Below are 24,586 nucleotides of genomic sequence, written 5' to 3'. Positions count from 1 at the left end.
ACTAGGTCTGCTTATTTGACTCTTGGGTATTTCCCTCGACTTCTTGCTGCTCATCGTCTTCGGTAACGTTTTGAAATTCAGTAATTCCTTGACCAATACCACGTGCTAGCTCTGGAATTTTTTTAGCTCCAAAGAACAAGAGAATCACTAAAAGTATGAGAATAATTTCTGGGGCTCCAAAGGTCATAATATTTTCTGTTTACCAAAATTCACGGCTTTTTATCTAATCTTAAATTGACAGAAAATTTTGCCAATTCAAATCATGATTACGTTTGTCCAGAGAAATAATAACTATATTATTATTCAACAGGTATCTTTAAAAGTATGAAATTATACGCTTTAAATTTCTTACATTTACATTTTTCGCTATTTAATCAATAAGTATAGTGCAGAAACGAGAAATCATGACCGGAGATCCACCTCAGGCTGAACCTCCTGAGGATCGTACAGGTAATATGTCCTTTTTAGATCACCTTGAAGAATTGCGGTGGCGTATAATTAAAGGACTCGGGGGAATTGCCTGTGGAATCATTATTGCCTTTTTTTTTGGAGATTTTTTGGTGGAACATGTAATGCTTGGTCCCACAAAGTCGAACTTTTTTGTCTATAAAATACTGGGCATTGATGCTATTGACCTCACGATACAAAGCCGTAAGCTGCCCGGACAATTTTTTACCTACTGGGGTACGCTGATTGTCTTTGGGACTATTGTAGGATCACCTATACTTTTTTACCAGCTCTGGGCTTTCATTGAGCCTGCAATGGAAAGTACTGCAAAATGGAAAACATTCGGACATACAATTTTTATCACATTTTTCTTTCTGCTGGGTATTGCTTTTGGATATTTCGTGCTTGTACCTTTTGCCCTCCAGTTTTTTAGCCAGTTTCAAATTTCAGATGCCATCCATAACGACTTTGATATTAATGAATATTTTAGCTCGCTAACCATGTGGGTTATTTCTTGCGGAATTATATTTCAACTCCCTGTTTTAAGCTATTTCTTATCTAAATTTGGATTACTGACACCTGATTTTCTTAAGCAGTATCGGCGCCACGCAATTATTTCTTGCTTCATTTTGTCGGCATTCTTAACACCTCCTGACCCTGTCTCCCAGGTACTTATTGCTGTACCACTCATTCTCTTATTCCAACTTTCTGTTTGGGTAAGTCGTCTTGGGGTACGAAAACGCAATAAAACACTGGAAAAGGCATTTGGGAACGAAGGATAAAAATAGAGAAAGCTCAAGATTACGTTTTCCAACTCCACCTAAAAGTTTTATTTTTGTGCTCATGAATAAGCGACTCCAATATTTATTTTTATTCTCTGCTCTTTCGGTAGTATTAAGCGCATGCAGTGTGTCACCTACTCCTAAATCAGTAAGCGGACAGTACCGGGGTGTAATTCAAAGTCCGGGCGGTGAACTAGCTTTTCCTATTCATCTAAAAGCAAATGACAAATCCCTGAGCGGCTTCGTAGTTAATGGGGCTGATACTGCAGCTTTTGATGAAGTAAAGCTTAAAGGTGACTCACTCATCATGGGCTATTCTTACTATGATTCCTACTTGAAGGCAACTGTTCAGTCCGACGGGTCGTTGGCAGGCCAATGGGCCCGCCGAAGCGAAGGCGGTGATTATATTTCTATGGATTTTTCTGCTGAAAAAGGCAAGACATATCGTTACGAAACCGAATCTCCCGAATCGTATCCCTTTGACGGTGAATGGCAAGCTACTTTTAAAGAAGAAGACGGCACCACCTTTCCTGCCCACGGAAATTTTGTCTCCCAGCCCGGTGGTAAACTGTATGGGACGTTCCAAACTGAAACCGGAGATTATCGCTTTTTGGATGGTGTCTTCACTGATTCAACATTTACGCTATCCACTTTTGATGGGCCGCACGCTTTCCTTTTTAAAGGCAAACTTCAACCTGGTGGTACCATAGAAGGTGATTTCTGGTCAAAAGATACTTACCATGCTACTTGGACAGCCCAAAAAGGTGAAAACACATTACGTAATCCTCTGCAAATATCAGCCGAACAAGCTGTAGGTAATCATGTTACCTTTTCATTCCCTGACTTAAACGGTGATACAGTCTCATCCGCCGATCCAAAATTTGTAAATAAACCTATGCTCGTTTACCTGTTTGGCTCGTGGTGCCCAAATTGCGCTGATGAGGCCCGAATGCTGCGCAAACTGTATGCCCAAGAATACCGTGATACCGAATTACAGATAGTAGGGCTTGCTTTTGAATATACTGGTAACTTTCAAAAAGACGCTGACGTCGTTAGTCGATATAAAAAACGCTTTAACATTCCATGGACATTGTTAATTTCCGGAACAAGTGATAAAGACAAGGCTGCTGAACAACTTCCGTTTTTAGATCAAATAATTTCGTACCCAACTAGTATTTTTGTCGACAGAAATCATAATATAGAAGCTATCCACGTTGGTTTTAACGGGCCTGCAACGGGTAGCACTTATTATAATGAAATTCAACGCTATAAAGCACATATCAATGCGATTCTTGAATAAAAACACCTTTTTATCCCTGGCATTTATATTAATAGCTATTTTTACACTTCAAGGTTGTGGGGGTGGTAATAACAATCCTACCAGAGTTGAGTTTACACCTCCAGCCCCCTTCAATATTGAAAGCAATGCAAATGTAGATAGTTCATACACAACCAGTGATGGTCTGCAAATTTATATTATTGAAGAAGGGTACGGACCCTTTAAAGTAATTGCTCGTGATCAAGTTAGTGTTTTCTATACCGGCCGGGTAATTAAAAATGGGGATATTGACCGCGTTTTTGACAGTTCATATCAAAATAACAACTCTTCACCAAGAATCCTTCAAAACTTAACAAAAAGTCCTATTTCAACTGGTTCAGGGCGAACCGTCTCTCCCCTTATTGATGGATTTCGACGGGCCATTCTAGGAATGCGAGCTGGTGGTAAACGTGTAGTTATTATTCCTCCCTCCTTAGGTTATGAAGACGCACAAGAAGGATCAAGAGGTTATCAATTACGTAATGACACCCTCCGTTTTGATATCGAATTGGAAACTATTCTTGATTAAGGGTTAATTTTCATAGTTCCTTCGAATTTTAGGATTGATGCTTGTAAGTATCTCGTAGGGAATCGTATCTATTGAAGAGGCCCAATCAGTAGCATCATTTTTATCATATAATAATTCTACCGCAGTGCCCGGCTCATAATAATCACCATCCAAGTATACCATGCAATAATTCATAGTGATGGTTCCTACGACATTATAGATATTACCTTCTATTCGCACTTTGATCTTATCCGAAAGACTGCGCTTTAGTCCGTCGTCATATCCCACCGGGATGATTCCGAGATTTCCCGAACGGGGTGCCGTCCAATTAGCACCGTAACTGACTGAATTCTTTTTAGCTACCTTTTTTACTTGCACCAATCGAGATTGCCAATCTAGAACCGGTGAAATACCGGGAATTTCTTGCTTGCCCGGCGGATATCCATAAAGCCCTATTCCCAAACGGACCATATTAAACTGCTTAGTATCATAAAATGCCGTTGCTCCGGTATTAGCAATATGCGTGGCTAGTTCATCAGAGAAATAAGATCGAATTTCTTTAAAAATAGATTGTTGTTCTAATACTTGCTCTGAACTGGGGGTGTCAGCCGTAGCAAAGTGGCTGTATATACCGGTACAAAACAGCGTAGGATGATCTGAAATTAATGCTGAAATTTTTTCTGCCTCGTCAGGAAGAAATCCCAAGCGTCCCATACCTGTATCAAAATTCAGGTGAAAAGAAGTACCATTCGGCAACCAGTTAAAATGTTCAAACGCACTAACGGTCGCGGTTAAATTATGTACCCGATACTGTGAAGCCGAAGCCTTCTCCGGAACGGCAAAAACGAGAATTGGTTTCGTAATGCCATGTTCTCTAAGTTCTATCCCTTCCTGAATATCATTCACTGCAAAGCCCCCCACTCGGTTCTCAATATGTGCAGCAACCTCTGTGGCACCATGTCCATAGGCGTCAGCCTTAACAACGGCCATGATCCGTGTACCTTCTTGAATGTGCTCTTCCAAACTGTCAATATTTGTTGTCAGCTTGGAAAGATCTACTGTAACAGTAGAATTCGTTTTTTTAATCATAATCAATCTTCAAAATTTCTAAAAGAAAATATAAACTATATCAACTTTAAAGTTTCTACTTATTCACTTACCATGTTTCTGCTAAAAGTGAAACCAAGAGGTTTTTAAATCTTCTAAAATTACGGTAGCTGCATTATATCCGGCTGCACCAAAAACTCCCCCTCCCGGATGACAAGAAGCAGAAGACAGATATAAGTTTTCAATGGGAGTCTTATACTCACTCATTTCTGGAATAGGACGAAACATAAACATTTGATCAAAGCTCATCTCTACATGCATAACATTCCCCTTCAGCAAACCGTGTTTTCGTTCTATATCCAATGGAGATTGAATATACCAGTCAATACATTTACCTTCCATATTTGGTGCATACTCGGTAATAACATTATAAATTTTATGGGCCTCATGCTCACGAATATCATCCCAGTGAAGCCCTTCTTGCAATTCATACGGATGCCACTGCGCCCAGGCAAAAAGAGTATGCCCACCGCTCGGCGCCACATCAGGATCAATATTAGAAAATGTCATGGCCAAAACAGCAGGATTTTCCGGCGGTTTCTTATTAAAATAGTCACCAATAGCATTATTCATATACTGAACAGACGGTGCCAGTAACTGCATACCATTATGAATATATGGATCGTCGGGGCATGCCTTATACTGTGGTAACTCTTCAACAGCGCAGCGCAGGACCATTCCAAAACCATTACCCACATTGATATTTTCAATTTTTTTGTAGGTGGATTTAGGTAAATGCTCGCGTCCCACTAACTTCATCATCGTCGTCTGCACATGGGCATTAGATACGATGGTCTTGGCACGATACTCATCCTCTGTTGTTCTTACGCCTATTGCTTTTCCATTTTCAATAATAATCTTTTCAACTGGTTCTGAGGTTTGTAGGCTCCCACCATGAGCTTTTAAATAATTAGCCATAGCCTGAGTCAACATACCGCTACCCCCTCTCGGATGTTTGGCTCCACTTTTGTGGAGCATCGACTGCCATCCTGCAAAATCGCCGGTAGCTGGCTGATCGGGCGTGGGACCAGACTGTGCCGCAAACCACATTATTGCTGCTTTCAAATAATCATTTTCAAACGCATCATCTACAACTTTACCATAACTGCTAAATATCTTTTGTAACCCATCGGTCTGCCCTCCTTTTTCAAACATAGATCCATTTTTGATCTGTCCCTTGGCCAATTCAGTCATAATATTTTTACCGCTCGGGGGTACCATAAATGCTTTTAGTACACCTTCGTTAATACGTCCCCAGAATTTCACGAATTCTCGGTAATTATCAACATCTTCGGGTACTACCTGTGATATAGATTCAAGGGTACGTTCCAGGTCTTTGAAAAAGTGAATAACACCACGACCATCCGGTACGGGATACGACATGATGGGATCCATTGGGATATATTCAAGGCCATATTCTTCCAGTTCCAGCTCCTCGATGATACCTGTCTGGTGAATCATGATATGCACTGAAGATCCCACATCCATTCGAAATCCCTGCGGATATTTTTGTGATTTGAACATGGTCTCGGTACTTACGGCCCCACCCAACTGCTCCTGCCGCTCCAGCACAGTTACACTGTATCCATTCTTAGCCAGATAACAGGCTGTAATTAAGCCATTATGACCAGATCCTATAATTATGACATCTTGTTTAGGCATTGTTTATGACAAACACTTTTAATAACATAAGCTATCAATTTTCGTACCGCTAATATCTACAGTACAATTATCTAATTTCTTGAAATAACTGTCTCATACTATTATGAAATTTTTAAAGACGCTAATTGCAGCTACACTTGGAACATTTATCGCTTTTTTGATTCTTTTCTTTATTGGTATTATTACGCTTTCAAGTACATCACAAGAACCCGAACCGTATGTGAGCAGTAATTCTGTCCTGAAAATTCCGCTGAGCGGCACGTTGCCCACCCAATCCTCTTCCAATCCATTAGATGAGTTATTTAACCAAGAGAATAATAAGGTGTCGCTACAAACATTAAAAGCTAATTTAGCAAAAGCCCAAACCCATGAAAATATTAAAGGTGTCTGGCTTAATATAGATTTTATGTCTGAGGGATGGGCCAACCTCCAAGAAGCACACCATGCAATCCAAACATTTAGAGATAGTACTGACAAATTTGTTTATGCCAGTACTAATGATATAGGATTTAACGAAAAGGGATACTTTTTAGCCACAGCTGCAGATTCTGTTTTTGCTCCGCCGGAAACGTTCTTTGAATTCGATGGTTTTTACAGCAAAGTCACTTTTTATGACGGTATGTTCGAAAAAGTTGGTATCCAAACTGAAATTACCCGACACGGTAAATATAAAGGAGCGGTAGAACCCTATTATCGGAAAGAGCTGTCAGACGAAAATGAATACCAGCTGACTCAGCTTGTTGATCAAACAAGTAAAACATTTTTAAATGCTATTGAACAAAAAACCGGGCATTCAATAGAGTCGCTAAATAGCCTGTTAAATGCCAAACCAAATATTACCTCCCAATTTGGATATGAGGAACAACTTATTGACTCTCTAATGTATGCCGATCAGATGAAAGCTCATATCGAGCATCGGCTGGAACTGGAAGAGGGTGAATCATTTAATACCATCTCCAACAACCGATATACTAAAGTATCAGCTTCTTCGGCTGGATTAAATACACCTTCGACATCCGATAAAATAGCAGTTATTAATGCCAAGGGACCTATTTTACCTGAAGTGACCAGTAACTCTCCATTTGATAATCGAGAGTTTATTACCGGTACCTTTTTTGAGAAACAACTTGAAAAAATTCGTGATGATGACAATGTGAAAGCGTTGGTCGTTCGAATTTCAAGTCCCGGCGGATCAGGCAGTACCTCGGACGTTATCTGGCGTATGCTCCAAGAAACGAAAAAAGAAATGCCTGTCATTGTTTCAATGGGTAATGTAGCTGCGTCCGGCGGCTATTACATTGGCATGGCCGGCGATACCATCATTGCTGAACCTACCACCATAACCGGTTCTATTGGTGTATTCGGTACCAAGTTTAATGCTAATGAATTATTTTCTGATAAAATTGGCATTACTTTTGACGAGGTGAAATCTCATAAGCATGCCGACTGGCTAAGCCAAACAAGCAGCTTTACATCTGCCGAAAAAAAGGCCTTTCAACAATACATCGACGGTTTCTATCAAACATTTATTGATAAGGTAGCCGCTGCACGCGGTATGGATGTAGAAAAAATTGATGAACTGGCTCAGGGGCGTGTATGGACCGGTTCTGACGCCAAGAAAAACGGACTCATAGATCAGTTAGGGGGATTAGAAAAATCGCTCTCAATTGCAGCCGAAAGAGCTGATCTGGAAAATTACCAAGTTGACAACTATCCCAAGCCTAAAAGCATTTACGAAATGTTTGTAAACTCAGCCGGTGCACAGGCTAAATCTCTGCTGGGCAATCAATGGTTTAACAACGAGACGGCCCAAAATATCAAACGGCAGTTATCTATCTTAAAACGTCGTGATGCCATGTTCCTTATGCCCTATGAGATATCAATCCAATAAAAAGTTTCTTTTAAATTACAACCTTTGCAAGGTCCTTATGTAATACGAAAATGCATATTAGACCGTCTTTTATCTACATCCGTGGCTCTCGCTGCGGGTGTAGTTTTATTTGCCAAAGCAAATAAAATGGCAGGTGTTATAATCTGATCTGAGAGAAAAGACTGTTTTATCAGCAGACAATAAGTAATGGTAGGCTATTTGTTCATTGAGAGCAAGAACTCTTCGTTGTCTTCAGTACCTTTCATCTTATCCAACACAAACTCCATCGCTTCAAAACTATTCATCCGATTTAAGTAGCGTCGAAGCAAGACCACCTTTTCGTGTTCTTCTTCCGGCACAATGAGTTCCTCTCGACGTGTACCACTTTTAAAAATGTTCAACGCTGGATAGATGCGACGCTCAGAGAGGTTGCGGTCAAGCACTATCTCCATGTTACCGGTGCCTTTAAATTCCTCAAAGATAAGATCATCCATACGCGAACCGGTCTGCACAAGAGCTGTTGCTAAAATGGTAAGACTCCCCCCGTCTTCAATATTCCGGGCAGAACTGAACAATTGTCTTGGGGCTTTAAGTGCTTCTGAATCTACACCGCCAGACATTGTACGTCCTGATGATGGTTGGCATACATTGTAAGCACGGGCTAAGCGCGTGATTGAATCCATAAGGATAAGCACATCGTGTTCGCTTTCGACCATACGTTTTGCCTTCTCAAAAACAATTTCTGAAAGGCCAATATGATTTTCAGGTTTTTCGTCAAAGGTAGAAGCGACCACTTCGGCATCATCAACCGTTCGCTCCATTTCCGTCACTTCTTCCGGACGCTCATCAATAAGTAGAATAATGACTTTTGTCTCAGGATTATTTTCATTTACGGCATTTGCAATATTGCGTAATATCGTTGTTTTACCGGTTTTGGGCTGAGCTACAATAAGTCCACGCTGGCCTTTGCCAAGTGGGGAGAAAAGATCAAGTGTCCGGGTGGTATATTCAGTGGGATCATGCTCTAATTGCAGTCGATCCTCGGGATAAATGGGCAGTAGATCATCAAAATCTTCACGGTTATCCATATCGCGGGGAATTTTGCCATTCACACCGTCAACACGGAGTAAGGCAAAATAACGCTCCCCTACCTTGGGGGGACGAATGATGCCGATCACACAATCACCCTGTTTTAGTCGGAACCGTTTAATTTGCGAAGGAGAAACATAAATATCATCCGGACTGGCCTTGTAATTATAGTTAACTGATCGAAGAAAACCATAACCATCAGGGAGAATTTCGAGCGTCCCCTCCTGCACCAGATAAGGTCCCAATTCAGGACGTATTTCCTCAATTCGTTCTTCTAAAGTTGGAGCATCAGATTCCGGAAGGATCTCATGTACATTTTTTTTCTTCTGTGACCGGCTATTGTTAGACTTATTATCCGATCGTCGGTTTTTTTGTCCATTTCTGTTCTTCTTTCCCCCACCATTATCATCAAGCTCCCCACGAGCTCTGGCCTTGTCTCTTACTGATTGGGTAATGCGATCTATAAGCTCCTTCTTTTGCAGATTTGAAACAGAAGAAAGCCCTTGTTCCTGTGCTAAATTCCGAAGTTCTGTAACCGTTTTTTGGTCAAGGGTATCAATTTCCTCAAGAGAAACTCCATCGGTTTTATAATCCGACATAATAATATGCTTCTAGATATTTTTATTGATTTGCAATACGTAAAAAAAGTGATAGAATATTAAGGCTAAGCCCTAAGTGGTGTAGATCTACACTGCAAAAGGGAGCAATTCAGGTAGATATGAATTAATTCTTAATCAACATTATTAACCCAATCCCGAACTGTAGAATAAAAGTAAAAACTTCCTGCAAAAATTACTAATTCTGATTCTAACTTGTCAGAAAGAAGTTTTTGAACACGAGAGCTCGGAAAGGAATGTGCGCTTGGCAACAGTTCATTAATATCGTTAAAAGTTGCCGCCCGTTCAACCTTTAATTCATAATAAAAGATATTTTTGAATTCCGAAAGCTCCTTTGCTATCTCTGCAGTCAACTTGTCTTTCATAATCGAAAGTACTAGTACAGCCTGAGATACTGTTCCCACCGCAGCAACAGATTCTTTGAGTGCCTGAACCGCCTCAAGGTTATGCGCTCCGTCAAAATACCACTTTTTATTTGGCACCAACTTCTCAAAACGTCCCTCTGTTGATTTTGTCTTTGCAATACCCTTAGCAAAATTATCAACAGTTGTAGGAAAAAAATCCTTAATTTGCTGTAAACATCGCCAAGCAGTGGCAATGTTTTTACGCTGAACGGGCGCATCAAGGCCACTGGTTAGTTTTAAACTGTGACCTCCCGCCTCTAAGACGTACCCTCCCCAGGATGAATAAGAACACTGTAGGTCATTAATCCCTGCAACAGTACTATTTTTTGTGGATGCAATCTCCCGAATTACACTTTTGGCTTTTTCATCCAAGTCACCAATAACAACCGGGGTTTCTGTGTTAATGATCCCTGCTTTTTCGCGAGCGATCTCCTCTATAGTGTCACCAAGTATGTCGGTATGATCTAATGCAATGCTGGTAATTACGCTCAATATTGGATTAATGATATTGGTTGCATCCAGCCGTCCCCCCAATCCTACTTCAATAATGGCAATATCAACCTTAGCTTTTTGGAACCACCAAAAAGCGATGGCTGTGCTTATCTCAAAATAGCTTAACTCATATTTCTCAATAAGAGAAGCATACTGTTCAAAAAAAAGAACCAGCGCATCATCCGAAATCTGCTCATTATTAATTTGGAATCGCTCAGAGAATGCCCTGATATGCGGAGAGGTATAAAGCCCCACGCTGTATCCTGCTTCTTGCAATATATGCGACAGTATTCGGCAAACACTGCCCTTTCCGTTAGTACCTCCTACATGAATGGCAGCAAAATCTTCCTGTGGATTTCCCATATCGTTGCAAAACGATCGGAACCGCGACAGATCAAAATTAGCTGACTCAACCCCTGTGGACTTAAACTTGGGAAGACTTTCTAAATAGGTTGCAACTGAATCCGCCGAATTCCAATCCATCACAGGCTAAATACTTTTATAAAGTAAAATTAATTATAACGTAACTTTTCTCTTCTATGTGTCTTCTGGACCACTGAGTGGTAGGAAAAGTGCCATATTTCCATTGAGGCAATCATTATTAGACTGTTTTTTAATATGATCTTCGGAATGAAGAATATGAGTAGCTCATCCCTTCACCATCACATTCAGTGTTATCCATTGACCGACAAACACTTTTAAATATCAATAATCTAAAATTTTGTTTTAGCATAAAGCTCCTTAGTTTGAGCGTGCAAAAAATATACGGCTTTAAACAATGATATATAACTCTCTGTTAAAACCACTTTTATTCCAGCTTGATGCGGAATATGCCCACACGTTAACCCATCGCTTTGCTAAAGCAGCTTCTCAAAATTCATTATTAGGGCAGCTGGCAAAAGGTATTTATGACTATCAAGCTCCTGAACTTGAACAGCAGATTTGGGGGCTTTCATTTCGAAACCCCATTGGTCTGGCTGCCGGATTTGACAAAAATGGTGACATTCCCGAAATCATGGAAGCCTTAGGATTCGGATTTGTAGAAATCGGCAGCATTACCCAACAGCCCAGCACCGGTAATCCCAAACCAAGAGCATTTCGGCTACCCAAAGACCGGGCACTAATAAATCGCATGGGCTTAAATAATGATGGTACCCAAACCATTATAAAACGACTAAAAAACAAGAACCTGTCGATACCCTTGGGTATCAATATTGCAAAAACACATGACAGTAATATTATGGGTGAAGCGGGAATTAAAGATTATGTATATAGTTTTACCAAAGCTAAAGAAATTGCCGACTATATTACCATCAACATTTCGTGCCCTAATACCACTGAGGGCAAAACATTTGAAGATCCCGAAGTGCTTGCTAAACTCCTTTCTGCTCTGAGCATTCGCGAAGATGCCCGAACAGTACCTACTGTAGTCAAATTTTCTTCTGATCTGACGAAACCTCAACTTATGGAGTTGCTGGATATATGCGAGCAACATCGCATACATGGCTATATGGCCTGTAATACGTCATCATCACGTGATGATCTTTCCACCAATCGAAGTACTCTCAGGCAGATTGGGCGCGGCGGACTCAGCGGACGTCCTCTTGCGTCCAAGAGCGTAGCAATGATTTCCTGGATTAGTAAAGCAACCAATGGACAGAAACCTATCATCGGGGTTGGAGGTATTGATTCTTTTGATACAGCACTCAAAATGCTAAAGGCTGGTGCCGACCTGCTGCAAGTTTATACCGGACTCATTTATGAAGGACCAAGTTTAGTAAAATCAATCAACAAAAAACTGGCTAACCACATTAGAGAACGCAATATCTCATCGATTCATCAACTTGCTGCTTCAGAATAATTTTACTCCTATTGCCGAATGGGAAAACGAATAGTGCAGCGAATACGATCTGCTGTCACAGTATCCGGCAACGAACCAAAACGCAAAGACTCATCAAAAGCATCTTCGAATGCTTCTTCAATTCCCAGAGAGGTTCGGGTAGATTCTAGCGTATATGATTCAATACTGCCATCGGAAGAAAGGGTAAAACGATAAACCACTTCTCCAGAAATAGATTTCCTCTCTAATTTTTGAGGATAATCAACAGTCGATAAAAACGTTTCTTTATCGGGTAAAATGGTAAGGGAGATACCTTGCTCTTTACACGTAGTAATATCACCTGCTTTTCTTTGCTCTTCCAGGAATGAACGCATTGCCGCTACTTTCTTTTGTTGACTGGCATTGGTAAAGGTGGTATCAAATTGGCCGAGTGCAAAACGTACGCTATCCCAGGCAGAGCTTTCAAATGATTTTTTTGCACTGTTATCACTATTGGCAATAACAGCCGTAAATATTCCGGTAGAATCAGCCAAAGCCTCTTCATTCTTGGCGCGATGGATATATCGCTCAATAGCCTCATAATAAATATGTGGAGCCAGCGCAGACGATCGATTAGCAAGGGCCAGCTTACGCAATGCTGTTGGAGTACTGTAATGCTCAGAAGATACAATATGCTGATATTTTTTTCTCAGAACAGAATTACTGTCCTCTGCAAAAGCTTCATTAATCTCTGAACCTTTGTTGCGTATCGCATGTGCATATTCCGAGTTGGGATACTGCTTTAAAATACGATCTTTCCAATAGTTCAGGCTCTCCGTATTTTCTTGTGTATTGTAGCTCTCATATAATGAATACATGGCTCGTGCCCGGAGTGATTTAGATGGCGAACTGTTAGTCACCTTTCGGAAATATGAACGAGCACTATCCGGCATATTTAAGGTAAAAAAGAATAAATTACCCAACTCGTACCGGGCATTTGCCTTTTCTTTGTGAAGAGCGGTTTTAGCCTGCTCGTTACGAGGAATGTCATCAAGTGAAAAGTCAACAGCTAAAGAGTCGGCAGTAATATTTTTGCGTGTTTTCTTTGCTACTATTTCTTCTTCACCGGAGGCAGATTGCCGGACAACCTCAATGCGGCGCCAATTATCAACCAATGGACGGTTACCCCACCGAACTCTAAATTCTGATATTCCGCGTTGTACAAACTGAGCACTGCGATAGTTTAGAAACCCATATTCGCCGGATGCAAGCTGCTGGTTATTATCATTCGCCAATTCCCGGTTGGCTAACTTTCTATTTGATTTTGATTCTTGCTGCTCCAAAAGCGCTTGTCGTTTTTTTCTCCTTATATCTGCAATAGCGGAATCCAGTTGTAAGGCGGTAAGGGATCCCAAATGCAGCAGACTATCAGCTCGTGCAATTCTATTTTTTAGCCCCACATATTGTCCAAAAGCATCTGCCATCGTCTGGGCATCTGGTGTATTACTATTTATATTGGGCTTATTACTTACTGACGAAGAAGTATCAAAATAGGCAGCTGCCCGACGAAAATTATGGTGATATTCACTGTTAATTATACCCAATCGGAAATAAATTTTTCCACTGATACTACCAATATTCCTTGTTGATGACTTGTACAGTAAGTCTTTATATCGACGTTCAGCTTCCGTAACATTCCCTTTCATTTCTAACGTACGGGCAATCTCATAATTAATAGTAGAAATTCTATCCACATTCTTATCATCAGCCCGTAATTTTTTATAAATCGAAAGAGCCAAATCCAACTTATCATTTTTACGAGCGACATCGGCCCGTTTCATCTCTCCCCAGTATCCAAACTCAAAATCAACAAAGTTTTTACTGACTCTGGAAAAAGCGATATAAGCCTCTCCATATCTGCCTAGACGTTCTAATACCTGACCATATAAGAAATAGGTGCGTCCCAATAGTTTGTTATTTTCGATATCAGGTAGTGCGGTTAAAAAAGCTGATTCAGCCTCTTGCCAGTGTTCAAGCATTACCTGATGCTGGGCAAATATGATACGGATTTCTGCTTTTTTACCATCTGGCCAGTCGTTGGGATACTGTACCAGTTCATTTTCTAAAAAACTTATGCCCTCACTGTAATTTTCCAGTTCAAGCAGTGTTCGCCCCTTCCAGATAATGGCCTGGCGTTCCATCTCAGCTGACTCACTGGCATTACGGAGCTCTTCGAATTTTTGTAATGCCGCAAAAAACTCTTGCTGATAGTAATAGGATTTACCAATCAAGAACAAGGCATCATCCGTCCATTTAGAGTCGGGAAATTTACGAATAATTTTAGCAGCCTTTTCAATGGCCTGCTCAAAATCTGCTTTGCCCGCCTGTATGGGCGATGGATGTATTCGAATCGGTTTAGCGGGATCTAATGTAACAGGTTGATCACGAACCTTTTCTAACCCTGCCTGATAATTTTTTTCCGCATTATAGTACGTATTATAATAAGCCCGAAAGTTGCCCCAAGAATTTTTGATCGGTTGTCCACAGCCTGCTGTCAACAAAGAACACAGGAATATTCCCAAAAGGATGTTTATTCTTATATCAATTTCTACAGCTGACCTCATTTCAAAAAACTCACATTATCAAATGTAATCAATCTCATGTTTAACTCTGCAACAGTAAGTATAAGTTATATTTACACCTATGTGATTATAAAACACTAACTTTAAATAGTACTTACTTTAATCATATTGGTACGCCCCCGTTTTGCGATGGGCATTCCGGTGGCAATGATAACCCGTTCATCACTACTAACCAGTCCATTCTTATGTAAATAATCTTCCATGACCTTTACACTACGATCCGTATCAAAAATTTCATCTATCATTACAGGACGAACACCCCAGATCAGTCCCAGCTGGCGGCGTACCTCCTCGCTTTCTGTAAATGCCACAAGCGGTACTCCCGGACGAAACTTCGCTATGCGTCGGGCCGTGCTTCCCGAATGCGTAATAGTACTAATCACTTTAGCATCAACATTTTCTGCCAAAGCTACACAAGAATATGCCAGTGATTCAATAACCTGTTTCTCTTTCCACTCGGGCTTGCGATAGCTTAAACTATTATAGATATGAGGAGCGTTACCCTCTACCGATCGACAAATTTTATCCATCGTTCGAATAGACTCTATAGGATATTCACCAGCCGCCGTTTCTCCGGACAACATCACTGCATCCGTTCCATCAAGCACTGCATTGGCAACGTCAGAACTTTCGGCTCGCGTAGCACGCGGGTTTTCTATCATAGAATCCAACATCTGGGTAGCCGTAATAACTGGCTTGCCGGCTTTGCGACAGCGGTCAATAATATTTTTTTGCACCATCGGCACTTTTTCACTGGGTATTTCTATGCCCAAGTCGCCCCGGGCTACCATAATACCGCTGGATTCTTCAATGATATCATCTATAACTTCTACAGCTTCGGGCTTTTCAATTTTTGCAATAATTCCGGCATTGGAATCTAAGGCTCGTACCCGTGATATTACTTCCTGGATATCATCAGCCGAACGTACAAACGACATGCCGATATAATCAACCCCTTTTGAGACGGCAAATTCCAGATCATCAATATCTTTATCCGTAAGCGAAGCCATCGATAAATCTACCTTGGGCAAGTTTAAACCCTTACGGGATTTAAGCGTACCACCCACCATTACTTGTGCAGTAAGGCTGTCACTATTTTTTTTCACAATTTTGAGTTCCAGCAATCCGTCGTCAATAAGAATTTTATTACCTTCTACGGCATCATCTATCAACCCATTATAATCGACGGGTACTTTTTGCGCGGTACCTACAACATCTTTGGTGGTAAGGGTAATATAGTCACCCATTGAAATTTCACATGCCCCATCTTTTATTTCACCTACACGAATTTTGGGGCCTTGCAAATCCGCCAAAATAGGCAGGCTTACATCATACCGATCAGCTACGGTGCGAAGATTAGAAATAACTTCTTCGTGCTTCTCGTAAGTACCATGCGAAAAGTTAAGACGAGCAATATCCATTCCATTTCGCACCAACTGGTCTATTTTTTGTTCACTATTACTGCTGGGGCCCAGGGTGCAAACAATCTTTGTTCTGCGCTCACTTATGCTCATGAAATAATTATTTAGCTAAGTAAATTCTATTAGTGTTTAAGGTATAAAATATTATCTATAAACGTTATGCCTGCTTTTCGAATCTTGCTGAATACCAAAACTTGGTATTTATAGTCTATTATATTTTGAACACTTTTTTTAATAAATCTTTGAAATTGGATATCAATTGATATATTGATTTACATACATTTAAATACAATACTTCCTTTAAATGTTTACAATAAAAGATCACAATTTCTTTGTTTTTTGCACCATTGCGGGAATCTTTTGCAGCTTATTTTTGGGATGCTCAAAGTCTTTTAACCCCAATGTAGAACGAGGAAGTACCTACAATTTTAAAGAAGGGCATCCCGAAGTTCGATTTTCTGCTTTTGGTTTTGTTAATGAACAAGGAAATCCCACCATCAACCTTGCCGCTGATATCGTTTATGGGAGTCTCATCTATAATCAAGAAGGAAGTAACTATATATCTAAACTTGCCGTTGATGTACGTGTAATTAAACAATCTGATTCAACTGATGTTATAGATTCCAAACAATATACCTTTCAGATCAAAAAAGAAGACCCCAATATAGCTTATAGTCAAGAAACATTTACTTTTCAAAAAGAGTTAGAGGTTGAACCCGGAAAATACAAAATAAATTTTACGCTAACTGACCTTCGATCTAAGAAAAAAATTGCTAGTTCTACAAAAACCTTCATTCCAAATCCGGCTGCCAATATCCCAAATTTGACGAACATTAAAATGTTAGGTAAAAATATGGAGAATAATACTCCAAGCTGGTCCCCTATTACAACCTATGATGTGCCCGGACGTGTTGATTCCCTGCGATTTGTTTTTCAAGTAACTAATAACAGCTCTGACAAACCCTTGGTTGTCAATTCAAAACTGATACGATTTGCCTCTGATACCACTCCTGCCCGTCCTATGCACTACAATAACTATAGTCCCTCTACCATTGGATACAAAGGAATTGAATACGATGATACCCAAACAATTGAATCGACCCAACGAAAATTACGGCAAGCTGGTAATGTATTAATTGAGTTTACTTTTGCTAATCAACAAAGAGGAAATTATCGATTTAGAGTAGAAACAAATAAAACAGGCGGAGAATCTGGCAATCACTTTAAAGCACGAGACTTTGGGGTAAAAAGCAAGAACTATCCCTCTGTTAAAACGGCAAAAGAACTGGCTCGTCCCCTTGTCTATTTGATGGGTAAAGATAAGTATGATAAATTACTTAAAATCAATAATCCAGATTCCTTAAAACAAACTATTGATCGATTTTGGCTCAAACATATCGGCAATAAGAATAAAACAAAAAGTATTATTCAGAAATATTACAATCGAGTAGAGGAAGCTAATAAACAGTTTTCTAACTTTAAGGAAGGATGGAAAACCGATCTCGGAATGATATATATCCTTTTTGGCTCTCCTTGGTATATTGAAGACAGGCTTGATGAAATGCAGTGGTCATATTCTTACAATCGATCAGATCCTGAAAGAAATTTTTATTTCTACCAGCCAAAATTGCAGTCACAATATTTTCCTTTCCAGCACTATCTTCTCGAACGTTCACAGTCCTATTTTTCTATACAATACCAACAAGTTGAACTTTGGCTAACAGGATTAATATTGCAGCGTAATATTTAATTCGTACAAAATAAATATTATGGATCCCTTAAAAGTTATATATATCATATTAGGCGGGCTTTCTTTCATTATTACTGGTTGTGCTCAAAACGCCAATACTCACATTCAACGGGGAAGTGATTATAAATTCAAAGCAGGATATCCCGAAGTACAACTGGCAACTGTGGGATTTATGAGCCCAGACAATAATCCCAAGATAAATATTACAGCAAATATTGTATATGGAAGCTTAACATTCAAAGAGATTAATAATCAACAACAAAGTAATATATCTGTTGATATAGTTATTAAAGCCCAAAATGAAGGCAATAAAACTTTAAACAAAAAACACTACGATATTGAGATTGAAAAACCCATTTCCAACATCAATCAATCTTATATCTTCGAAAAACAACTACAAACAACATCAGGACCCCAAAAAATATACGCTACAATAACAGACAAAAATTCTGGTAAAAAGATTACTCGAGAAGCAACCATCTCCATTCCCAATCCTAACAACAATAAAAAAAATTTGACGAATATTAGGGTACTGGGCAAAGATACTGACACCAATTTATCTTGGGTACCCATAACCACATATAATATACCTTCTCGGATTGATTCCCTATTATTTCGTTTTCAAATAACAAATTACTCTGCTGCAAATCCCCTAACGATTAATGCCCAGCTTATGCAGATAAAATCTGATAATTCTGTTGCCCGGCCGATGTTTTTCAGTAATTATAGTTCTGCTACTATTGAATACACAGGCATTAATTATGACGATAAGAACGTGTTAAAAAAATCTAGCCGTAAACTTTATGATAAAGGCAACGTATTTATTGAATTTCGCTTTGAACAATTAGGTATTGGCAACTATCGATTTAAAGCTCAAACTCAAAACAATGATCAAATTGTCAAAGCTCGTGATTTTGGTGTAAAAAGCAAGAACTACCCCACCCTTCAAACGCCCCGAGAGTTAGCGCGTCCTCTTATTTATTTGATGAATGACGAGAACTATGAAGACTTACTTGCTATAGATAATCAAGATTCACTCAAAACTGCTATAGATAAATTTTGGCTCAAAAAAATTGGGAATAAAGTAAAAGCTCGTAAAGTACTTAAGAAATACTATAACCGCGTTGAAGAAGCCAACAAACAGTTTTCAAATTTTAAGGAAGGATGGAAAACAGATCCTGGCATGGTATATATTTTATTTGGCCCGCCTGTCTTTGTACAGAACACACTGGGTGAAATGAAATGGAATTACTCTAATAACGTTGTTAACTCCAGGAGAACTTTTATCTTTAATCAGCCAAAAATAAATAATGAGTCCTTCCCATTTGACCATTATTTATTGCAACGTAATCAATCATATTATAGCTTAGCATTTCAGCAACGGCAATTATGGCTTTCAGGACTTATTCTTCAACGAAATTTTTAAATGATAGGCATTAAATATTACATAATTTATTCGTAAAGCTTCACCAAAGCCAGCTGTCCTCCTGAACAAAAGTGAAAACCTCCCTTAAAGACTAAAATCATTAGAAGGAATTACATCGGCAGGCTCAGTATGTTAACCGATCTGATTTTGCTACGACTTCTTGTTAAGATAGAATTTTCTTTCCTTGGACGGTTACTTTCTTTAAGCAGTTTAAGCAATTTACCATTCCAATTAAATCCATTTTAAAGTTTTATTTTTTATCATTAATTCTTATAGTATAATTGCTCTCTAATCAACTAGAAATCTTAATTAAGATTTGATCCTTTTACCAAAAATTGGTGAAAGTTTAATAGTACAAGTTGGTCTTCAGATATGTAAAACGTCAAAAAGCATACTTTGAAGGGCAGTCTTGTTTATACTTTATAATCCTAACCTAATCAAAGGTCATTATGCTTAGAAAGATACTTTTGGCAGGTATGTTTCTTGTATTTGTAAGCCTTAGTGCTTTTGCACAGTCTGGTTCTATAACTGGAACAGTGACTGACGCAAATACAGGAGATGTATTACCTAGTGCAAATGTTTTCATACAATCCCTTCAAAAAGGAACCGTTACTAATGCAAATGGAGAATATTCCATTTCCGACGTTCCTGCTGGTACATACACTGTTAGATACTCATATGTTGGGTATGGAGCAGTTGAACGAGATGTTCAAGTCCAGTCTGGTGAAGTGACAATAAATGTATCACTTAAACCAGGTGCCGAGTTAGAAGATGTTGTGGTAACCGGATACCAAACAAAAACCAAAACGAAAAGCAGCATTTCTTCTTCTCAGGTAGATGCAGAAAGTTTAAATGATGTTCCAAATGCTTCTGCCTCTCAAACACTTACTGGGAAAGTTGCTGGTCTAAATATTACAACTTCCAGCGGACAACCCGGTGCAGACCCTCAAATCAACCTTCGTGGTGTTTCATCACTTAATGGTGATACCGAACCACTTATTTTGTTGGATGGTACACCCGTTAATGATGATAACATTGCTAGCTTAAACCCAAGCGTAATTGAAAATGTAACGGTACTTAAAGATGCCGGTGCAACTGCTATTTATGGTACGCGTGGTGCTAATGGTGTTATACTCATTCAAACTAAAACCGGTGCTTACAACTCAGGTGTACAAGTTAACTACTCAGCACAGGTTAAACGGACTACAATTCGCGAAGAAGAGTATGATTTGTTGTCAGGTCCTGAGCAACTTCAGCTGGAACAAGATGTTTTGGGCGGTAACGTGTTAGGACTTAATCCTTCGAACTTTTCGGATGCTCCTACTACAGACTGGATTGATTACTTTTTTGATCCCGCTGTTGCTACCCAACACAACTTATCAGTTTCTACCGGTAAAGAGAACATCAAAACATACACCGCTTTTGGCTTTACCAATCAAAAGGGAGCATTAAATGGTTCTCGTTTAAAGCGATTTAATGTTCGAAATAACATTAGCGGACGGTCAGATAACCGTAAGTTTAACTACTCGGTGAATACATCTATCAACTATAATAACGATAAGTCTCTCACCAGTATTGGAACAAGCGGTATTAACCAAAATCCCTTGCTTGCTGCAAAGGAATCTGTTCCGTACTTGACCCCTGAGGATTATCCCGGTAATGGTTCTGACTTAGTTTCATTATCTGGAGTTTCATTTGCTTATACACCGCTCTACTTAATTGATAAACAGAACTATAACAACAACCGTGACAGAAAAGTCAAAGTAACCGGTGGACTAAGCGGATCGTATCAGATTACGAAAGAACTGGAAGCTAACGTAAGACTTGGCGGTGACTATGAACGGAATGACAACCGGTATTCCCGTAACCCAAATTCATTTAACTCCATAATATTTGCCCAAACAGGCAACAGTTATAATGGAGTTCAAGATGTTAACAGCACTGAATCGTTTACTTATGATCTGAATACTAATTTACAGTATCAGACTCAATTTAACGAAGTTCATGAAGTAACAGTTGGTGCTTATTTTGAAATGAATCAGGGATTCTATGAATTTAGTGGGTTTACCAATAATGGAATAGTTCCCAATACTTTTACTCCGGGTGATGGATCTTCATTCATAGGAGATGGTCCTACAAATGACTTCTACGTTAATCCCGTAAGTCTTAATAAGCTAAAGTCAGGCCTGTTATCATATTTTGGTACAGCTGATTATAGTTACGCTGATCGATTTGGTGCCTCGGTAACAATCCGACGCGATGCTTCGTATCGATTCTCTGATAGTAATAAATGGGGAACCTTTTATGCTGTCTCCGGTTATTGGAATATTGCCAACGAGTCGTTCATGAGTGATGGTCCTTTTGATGTATTAAAGCTTCGTGCTTCATACGGAAAAAGCGGAAACCAAAACATTGTAGGCTCTCAAGGTCAATTTGCTTCTTTTGGTGGAAACTCACTTACCCAAAACTTATACTCTTCAGGCAATCTCTACCGAGGAGCACCTGCTCTAGCTTTCTCTCAGCTCGGAAACAATACACTTAAGTGGGAGGAAGTTAAACAAACCAACCTTGGTATTGATTTCGAACTATTTGATTCACGTTTAGTTGGATCTTTAGACGGGTATATCAAAACAACTGATGACCTATTCCAGAGCCAACCTATTTCAGCAGTTTCCGGACAAACATCCATCAATACCAATGTTGGTACACTTGAAAACCGTGGTATTGAATTTGATGTTAGTTATGATTTTTTGCGCAATCGCAACGGCTTTAACCTAACCTTAGGTGTGCTGGGCGGTTACAACAAGCAGGAGGTCATAGACTTGCCTCAAAATGACGGAGAAATTGTTAATGGGATAACCATTCTTCGCGAAGGTGGTCCTCTTAACCAATTCTATGTTTATCCGTACGAAGGTGTAAACCCCAATAACGGGAACCTCCAGTTCCGTGATGCTCAAGGTAACATCACAGAGAATCCTGTTCCCGCTGAAGATCGTGTAGCCACAGGAAAAAATATTTATCCTGACTGGCAGGGAAGCATCAATCTTGACGTAAGTTATAAAGGGCTCTACCTGCAAACACAATGGCAATATGCTATTGGAGTTTACCGAATTGATAACCGGTATGCAGGCTTGGTTGATCCTACAAGTGTAGGACAGTTTGTAAGTTCCAAAGACTTACTTGACAACTGGACTCCACAAAATACGGACGCTTCTCAACCGAGATACGATGCGCCTAACAGAAGTCTCGATAATAACTCAGATCGATTCCTAGTGAATTCCGATTACTTTCGACTGCGGAATGCTATCATAGGGTATAACTTACCGTCCAGTATTCTTGAGTCGGTTAACCTTCGTGGTGCACGTATTTTCGTAAGTGGAGAAAACATACTCACGTTTACTCCGTGGAAAGGACTTGATCCCGAGACGTTAAACGCTACAAATTCTCGACTATATCCTAATCCGCGTATTTTCACGGTAGGTCTTGAACTTCAATTATAAAACGTATTACAATGAAGAATTTAAATAGACTTTTATTATTTAGTTTTATACTGGCATTTACATTTGCCAGTTGCGACAGTGTCACTGACATTCAACAACCCGGTAATCTTCCCGCAGACCAAGCTTTTGAAAAAGTGGAAGATTTAGAGTTAAGCCTTTCCGGTTTGTATGCAAATGTCGATATCTACGACCAAGTTTACATCAACTCCGTGCGAACCGATGAAATTACGATCGGTCCCGGTAATGGTGGTCAAGGGCTTGGCGGACAGTATCAATTTGTGCTCAATACCACTAGTGCTACATCTACTGTTTGGACCAGTGGCTATAGTTCAATTGATGAAATCAATCGCTTCATTAATGGAGCCCAAAATGTACAGCCTAAAAGTAGCCAGCAAGCTGCCTACGATGATTATCTTGGTCAGGCATATGCTATGCGTGCTTTTGAGCATTTTAAGCTACTTAGCTTTTACTCAGAAGACATCACGGATAATAGCTCGCTGGGTGTTATCGTATCTACGGAAGTACAAGACCAAGATGTAAAACCTACGCGTAATACAACGGGCGAAACCTTTAGCCAAATTCTCGATGATATCCAATCTGCTGAGAATTTAATAAATAATGCAAGTGCTTCCGGTGGAGATATTACACGCTTCACCCCTGCAGCACTTACAGCATTAAAAGCCCGTATTGCTACATATCGGAAAAACTATGCACGTGCTGAGTCGCTGGCAACAGAGGTAATAAATAACAGTGGCATATCACTGGCAACCGGTACAGTCTCAGGTGGTAATTTGACTGGTACATATTCGCCAATGTTTGGCAGTGATTCACCAGGTGAGGTCATCTTTAAGTTAGAGCGTACACTTGCGGATCCCTATGACCAGCAAGCTAATGTGGGTACTCCCGCAGGTTCTGGCTATATTGGTAATGTATATGCGCAGGTTGCATTCTATTCAGGTGCCCATTACACTGTAGAGGCGGCTCTTGCAAACCTTTATTCTGCAGGTGACATTAGGTTTTATACAAACCTATTTTCTAATGCAAATTTACCGGCATCTGTGCAAGCAGATGAACCTCACGACTTTGTATATAAATATAGTGGAAATGTATCCGGTGAGGACACACCACTATTAAACGATCAGAAGGTATTTCGCCTTTCCGAAATGTATCTGATCAGAGCTGAAGCCCGTGCAGGTAAATCTAGCCCGGATCTGAACGGTGCAGCACAAGACATCCAAACAATACGTGCAGAACGTTCTTTATCGAATAGTGCTCCGTTACCATCTTATGCCAATCAACAGCAAGCGTTCGCCGATATTCTTACCGAACGTCGTAAGGAGCTGGCATTTGAAGGGCATCGCTGGTTTGATCTCCGGCGTATGGGACCAACTGCAAATGCCGAAATTGACCGCGATGAAACGGTCACAGGTATTCGTGGATGTTCAAACTATAGTGCTTGTGACGGCCCCGTACCTGGGCAAAGCCATAAATATGTTCTCCCTATCCCTCAGAGCGAACTTAATGCAAATCCAAATATCCAACAGAATCCTGGATATGGAGGGGGATCATAACTCTTAAAATTGTCTAGCAATTTCAAAAGCCCGTCGCCTGTTAAGGTGACGGGCTTTTTTATTGAAGAACATATCCAATTGGTTAGTACTCCAAAAACTCTGTTAGGCAAACAAACTATATCACTAGTTTAATATTACTTACAATAATTAGAAAATAGATT

16 protein-coding genes are annotated in these 24,586 nt (G+C 39.8%); 9 read left to right on the top strand and 7 right to left on the bottom strand.

Annotation, left to right across the window (positions count from 1 at the left end):
* Nucleotide 1 precedes the first annotated feature (1 nt).
* Nucleotides 2-187: a twin-arginine translocase TatA/TatE family subunit gene (locus LX73_RS10575; protein ID WP_148899469.1), complete on the bottom strand. Its 186-nt coding sequence runs from the start codon at nucleotides 185-187 to the stop codon at nucleotides 2-4.
* A gap of 199 nt (nucleotides 188-386) precedes the next feature.
* Between LX73_RS10575 and tatC the strand changes: the two genes are divergently transcribed.
* From tatC to LX73_RS10560, 3 genes are all read left to right on the top strand, one after another.
* Nucleotides 387-1,229, top strand: coding sequence for a twin-arginine translocase subunit TatC (gene tatC, locus LX73_RS10570; RefSeq protein WP_246138234.1), 843 nt, complete (start codon nucleotides 387-389; stop codon nucleotides 1,227-1,229).
* A 61-nt stretch (nucleotides 1,230-1,290) separates the two neighbouring features.
* The gene (locus LX73_RS10565; protein ID WP_148899468.1) at nucleotides 1,291-2,529 is read left to right on the top strand and encodes a TlpA disulfide reductase family protein; all 1,239 of its coding nucleotides are present in this window, start codon (nucleotides 1,291-1,293) and stop codon (nucleotides 2,527-2,529) included.
* Nucleotides 2,522-3,076, top strand: coding sequence for an FKBP-type peptidyl-prolyl cis-trans isomerase (locus LX73_RS10560; protein ID WP_170245666.1), 555 nt, complete (start codon nucleotides 2,522-2,524; stop codon nucleotides 3,074-3,076). Before LX73_RS10565 ends, LX73_RS10560 begins: the two co-directional genes overlap by 8 nt.
* A 3-nt stretch (nucleotides 3,077-3,079) precedes the next feature.
* Here the strand turns inward: LX73_RS10560 and alr are convergent, their stop codons facing one another.
* Both alr and LX73_RS10550 read right to left on the bottom strand, forming a co-directional pair.
* Entirely contained in the window at nucleotides 3,080-4,144 is a 1,065-nt protein-coding gene (gene alr, locus LX73_RS10555; RefSeq protein ID WP_148899466.1) for an alanine racemase, read from the bottom strand.
* A gap of 81 nt (nucleotides 4,145-4,225) precedes the next feature.
* Nucleotides 4,226-5,824 (bottom strand): phytoene desaturase family protein, encoded by a 1,599-nt coding sequence (locus LX73_RS10550; protein WP_148899465.1) that lies wholly within the window; start codon nucleotides 5,822-5,824, stop codon nucleotides 4,226-4,228.
* Nucleotides 5,825-5,927: 103 nt separating this feature from the next.
* Here LX73_RS10550 and sppA point away from each other — a divergent pair, with 103 nt between their 5' ends.
* Nucleotides 5,928-7,715, top strand: a complete 1,788-nt coding sequence (sppA, locus tag LX73_RS10545; protein ID WP_148899464.1) for a signal peptide peptidase SppA — start codon at nucleotides 5,928-5,930, stop codon at nucleotides 7,713-7,715.
* Nucleotides 7,716-7,909: 194 nt separating this feature from the next.
* Here sppA and rho read toward each other — a convergent pair whose 3' ends face one another.
* Together rho and LX73_RS10535 are read right to left on the bottom strand one after the other, a co-directional pair.
* Entirely contained in the window at nucleotides 7,910-9,382 is a 1,473-nt protein-coding gene (rho, locus tag LX73_RS10540) for a transcription termination factor Rho (protein ID WP_148899463.1), read from the bottom strand.
* A 131-nt stretch (nucleotides 9,383-9,513) separates the two neighbouring features.
* Complete coding sequence (locus LX73_RS10535) at nucleotides 9,514-10,779, bottom strand: bifunctional folylpolyglutamate synthase/dihydrofolate synthase (RefSeq protein WP_148899462.1); 1,266 nt, start codon at nucleotides 10,777-10,779, stop codon at nucleotides 9,514-9,516.
* Between the two features lie 295 nt (nucleotides 10,780-11,074).
* Here LX73_RS10535 and LX73_RS10530 point away from each other — a divergent pair, with 295 nt between their 5' ends.
* Nucleotides 11,075-12,157 (top strand): quinone-dependent dihydroorotate dehydrogenase, encoded by a 1,083-nt coding sequence (locus tag LX73_RS10530; protein ID WP_148899461.1) that lies wholly within the window; start codon nucleotides 11,075-11,077, stop codon nucleotides 12,155-12,157.
* 8 nt (nucleotides 12,158-12,165) lie between these two features.
* Here the strand turns inward: LX73_RS10530 and porW are convergent, their stop codons facing one another.
* Both porW and pyk read right to left on the bottom strand, forming a co-directional pair.
* Nucleotides 12,166-14,739, bottom strand: coding sequence for a type IX secretion system periplasmic lipoprotein PorW/SprE (gene porW, locus LX73_RS10525; RefSeq protein WP_148899460.1), 2,574 nt, complete (start codon nucleotides 14,737-14,739; stop codon nucleotides 12,166-12,168).
* 101 nt (nucleotides 14,740-14,840) lie between these two features.
* Nucleotides 14,841-16,271 (bottom strand): pyruvate kinase, encoded by a 1,431-nt coding sequence (gene pyk, locus LX73_RS10520; RefSeq protein WP_148899459.1) that lies wholly within the window; start codon nucleotides 16,269-16,271, stop codon nucleotides 14,841-14,843.
* A 211-nt stretch (nucleotides 16,272-16,482) separates the two neighbouring features.
* Between pyk and LX73_RS10515 the strand changes: the two genes are divergently transcribed.
* The 4 genes from LX73_RS10515 (at nucleotide 16,483) to LX73_RS10500 (ending at nucleotide 24,425) form a co-directional block, all read left to right on the top strand.
* Nucleotides 16,483-17,928 carry a GWxTD domain-containing protein gene (locus tag LX73_RS10515; RefSeq protein ID WP_148899458.1) on the top strand — a complete coding sequence of 482 codons (1,446 nt, stop codon included), beginning with the start codon at nucleotides 16,483-16,485 and terminating at the stop codon, nucleotides 17,926-17,928.
* A 19-nt stretch (nucleotides 17,929-17,947) separates the two neighbouring features.
* Complete coding sequence (locus tag LX73_RS10510) at nucleotides 17,948-19,354, top strand: GWxTD domain-containing protein (protein WP_148899457.1); 1,407 nt, start codon at nucleotides 17,948-17,950, stop codon at nucleotides 19,352-19,354.
* A gap of 449 nt (nucleotides 19,355-19,803) precedes the next feature.
* A complete protein-coding gene (locus LX73_RS10505; protein ID WP_148899456.1) occupies nucleotides 19,804-22,854 on the top strand; it encodes a SusC/RagA family TonB-linked outer membrane protein in 3,051 nt (1,016 codons plus the stop codon).
* Nucleotides 22,855-22,865: 11 nt separating this feature from the next.
* The gene (locus LX73_RS10500; protein WP_148899455.1) at nucleotides 22,866-24,425 is read left to right on the top strand and encodes a RagB/SusD family nutrient uptake outer membrane protein; all 1,560 of its coding nucleotides are present in this window, start codon (nucleotides 22,866-22,868) and stop codon (nucleotides 24,423-24,425) included.
* Nucleotides 24,426-24,586: the final 161 nt, after the last annotated feature.

The organism is Fodinibius salinus, assembly GCF_008124865.1.
Lineage (GTDB): Bacteria > Bacteroidota > Rhodothermia > Balneolales > Balneolaceae > Fodinibius > Fodinibius salinus.
This window is presented reverse-complemented; position numbering and strand designations above follow the sequence as displayed.